The following is a 3403-nucleotide window of genomic DNA, read 5'->3' as shown; positions in this document are numbered from 1 at the left end:
GCACCAGGCCCTGCGTGATCAACAATAGCGGGATGCCGATGGGCAGCATCGTGGTCCGACTGGCGACGCCGACACCAGGCCCGACCCTTGCCAGCCACTGTCAGCGGCAAGCCGCTGATGCATGAAGATCACGATCTACAGCCGGAGTATTAGTCGAGCAAGCCCGGACTCCATCAATCCGCACGGTCCACGTCTCGTTGGCGGTGCGTCGGCCGATCGCGACGCCCAGGCGTCGCTGCTCGGGTTCCTTCAGGCCCGGGATGTTGGCAGCATCCTGTCGCTGAGGGGGAGGGTGGTTGAGGTGTCGGTGGGTCGGTGAGCGGGGGTGCTGCAGGTTTGTGTGAGAACGGTGTTGCGGTGTCAGAGGCGGGTTGACCTGGGGTTGTTGCGGGTTGGTTGGGAAGGTGTCTGGGTGTTGCAGATGGCGTCTGGGTCTAAAGGACCGAGGCGTCATTTCGCGCTTTCAGGTGTTTGTGCTGGTCAGTGGGGGTGTTCGGCGGTTCGTGGTGCGGGTGCGGGGTAGGTGTGTGGTTTCGGCGTGGTGGTCGAGGCGGATCGCGTCCAAGGCTGCCTTGGTGATGCGTTCGGTGCCGTCGTGGATGGCGGCTTGTCGGATGAGTCGGGTGAGGCTGCCGATGCGGCCGGCGGTGCGTTGGTGGAGGTAGGTCGCGTGGCGGGGGAGCGTTCCAGGCCGATGGTGGTGGAGGTCGAGGGCGTTTTCGAGGTCGGTGACGGTGTCGGTGAAGGGATGTCGGTTGCCGAGGCGTGCGGGGAGTGGCCCGCACTCGATGAGTGAGGCCCTGCCTGCGAGTTGCGCGCCGCGGACGCCGGTGAACAGGGGCGTGGAGGTGACGTCGATGCCGGCGTACACGAACGTTGCTTGGATGCGTTCGGTGAGGTCTTTGATGAGGTCGGCGGTTTCGGCGCCGGTGGTGGTGCGGGGGTTGACGCGGTGGATTTCGTCGATGAGGACGAGGCGGACGCCGGTCTGGTTGTAGGTGTGGCAGACACTCTCGGTGATCTGGGTTTGCGTCATCCGGGCAGTGATGGGGACGTCGAGGTAGCGGGCGAATTCCGCCGCGAGCATTTTCGCGGTCGCTCCGGGCGGGACCAGGACGTACGCGACGGGGACCTGGATGTCCGACGGCTTGCCTGGTGGGGACGCGGTGCGGGTGTGGGCGAGGTGGCAGGTGCGTCCGACGTGGAGGAGGGCAGTGGTCTTTCCGGCTGCGGCGGGCCCGGTGAGGATGAGTGAGGGTCGGGCGGTGGTCTGCTGGTAGCGGCCGAGGATCATCAGGGTGCGGATGTTGGTGGCGAGGGTGTCGATGGCGGGGGTGCGGACGGTGACGAACGCGGAGTGGTAGGCCATGCGCTCCTCGACGCTCCGCGGCGGGGTATCGGGTGCGGGTGGTACCAAGGCCGGGGTGTGGACAAACTGCTGCCAGCCCTGCCAGGTCGTGATCGGCCAGGACCCCAGCGCCTGCAGGGTTTCTGCGTCGGCCAGGTCTTGGTCCGCGGTCTGGTGGAGGCCGCCGGCTGGGGTGCTGGGACGCGACGGGGTGTTGTTCACCATGTGAGTGCTTCCGTGTGTGCGTCGTAGAGCCCGAGCCCGGTGTACGGGCGGGTAGGGGTGCCGTTGTCGCCTGCAGGCTCGTCTTCGCCTTCGGTGTCATCCGGTTCACCGGGGCTGTCGTCCAGGGCATCGAGGCTGTCGGCATCGGCGTCTGTCGGGCCGGTGGCGGATTCTTCGCCGGTGTCCCTGGAGCTGGCCGGCGCGGATGCCAGGGCAGATAGAGGCAGGGTGGCGCGGCTCAAGAGACGCTGCTCGGTGCGTGTGGCGTCTCCGTTGCGTGCTCGGCGCATGAGTTGGTCGAGGGCGTCGGCGAGGTCGGCTTCGTGCTGGTCTGGATCGGGGTGGTGGACGGTCTGGGCGTGGACGTGTTGCCAGGTGCGTTCGTTGAAGGGCTGGTGGGTGTGGTCGCGGTGGATCCAGGGGATCTCGGCCAGGGTAGGGTTCCGTCGGTCAGGCGTAGCCAGATCTGGCGGGCGTCGTGGGGGTTGTGGTGGACCTCCCACTTCCCGCCACGGGCGGTGATGGGGGAGGGCTGGCCGCGGTAGGGGGCGAGGAGGTCGTGGTCGTAGGTGCGGTGGTGCAGGCGGATGCCGCGTTCGGTGACGGCCGTCCAGCGCACGGGCAGGAGTTCGAGGTAGTCGTTCCCGGTCAGCGGTACGGGCACGTGGCCGGCCACGCTGATGAGGGCGGCCCACATCTGGTTCGGTGTGAGAGCGGCCCTGGGCAGGACCGGGTGGCGCAGGCCTTCGTGGGGGCGGTGGTGGTAGTGGACGAGCCACTCGTCGAGGAGGTCCTGGAGCTGGGGGACGGTGTAGCGGGCCTCAAGGTGGGTGCCAGGGCCGCGCTGGGTGATGTTGGGGCCGGTGTAGCCGGGCAGGTGCTGGCAGAACAGCGTGTTGATGGTCCCGAAGGTCCGCTCCACGATGCCTTTCGCGGTCGGTGTGTACGGCGGGGCAGCTTGGACGCTGATGCCGAGGGTCTCGCACGCGGCGGTGAATGCCTTCGACAGGTAGACGCTGCCCCGGTCGGTGATGACCGTTTCCGGGATGACAGCCGGGCGTGCGGCGGCTCCTTGGAGGCGTTCGTCGAGGGTGAGCAGCCGCTGGTGGGGGAGCAGCGAGCTGTGCGCGAAGTGCAGGGCGTCGGGCCAGGTGGGCCGGGCCGGGTGGGGGACAGCCATCTCCGCCAAGAGCAGCGCGGCGTCGACGGCCTGCGTACTGGACGGGCAGAGCACGGCGGCGAGGATGGCGCGGGTCGCGACGTCGATGGCGATGGTGAGCTCGGGCCTGGCGACGATGCCGTCGTCGAAGACGGCCAGGACGTCGAGGCGGGTGGTGTCGATCTGGACCTGTTCCCCGGGCCGTAGCGCCACGGTCGGGGTGAACCCGCGCCCGTCGTTGGTGATCGGCGCAGTGCGTATCGGGCGGCTGGGGAGGTCGGCGGGGCGGGCGAGCTGGTGGACGAGCCGGTACAGGGTGGCCTGGGAGGGGGCGGGCACCGTGCCGGGCCCGTGGCGGTCTTCAAGGATTCGGATGACGAGGGGGAACAGCCCGTTGATGGTGCCCTTGGACCGACGCCGCTGCCGGCGTAACGCCTCCTTCACCGCGTCCGTCACGCGTTCGTCCTGCCGCCCCGCAGGGGCGGGACCGCGGGTGGTGCGGTGGTCGAGCAGCCCCCACAGGCCCTGCTTGCGGTAGGCGAGCCTCATTCGCTGCACCGTCGTGCGCGACACCTTGGCGAACCCCAGCGCGGTGAGCTCGGCGGCTTTGGCCTGCTCCCGCTCGGCCAGCGTCCACCGGGCCGGGTCGTACTGCACCCGCACCACCTCCC

General features: G+C 69.0%; 3 protein-coding genes. All 3 read right to left on the bottom strand.

Annotated features, from left to right (window positions below; all coding sequences use genetic code 11):
* Positions 1 to 463: 463 nt before the first annotated feature.
* Positions 464 to 1462 (bottom strand): TniB family NTP-binding protein, encoded by a 999-nt coding sequence (locus ACIQU4_RS42300; RefSeq protein ID WP_403743269.1) that lies wholly within the window; start codon positions 1460 to 1462, stop codon positions 464 to 466.
* Between the two features lie 104 nt (positions 1463 to 1566).
* Positions 1567 to 1815, bottom strand: a complete 249-nt coding sequence (locus ACIQU4_RS42295) for a hypothetical protein (protein WP_403743266.1) — start codon at positions 1813 to 1815, stop codon at positions 1567 to 1569.
* A partial coding sequence (locus tag ACIQU4_RS42290; RefSeq protein WP_403743263.1) for a Mu transposase C-terminal domain-containing protein occupies positions 1812 to 3403 on the bottom strand: 1592 nt, incomplete at its 5' end. The genes ACIQU4_RS42295 and ACIQU4_RS42290, both read right to left, overlap by 4 nt.

The sequence above is a fragment of the Streptomyces sp. NPDC090741 genome, assembly GCF_044769045.1.
GTDB lineage: Bacteria > Actinomycetota > Actinomycetes > Streptomycetales > Streptomycetaceae > Streptomyces.
This window is presented reverse-complemented; position numbering and strand designations above follow the sequence as displayed.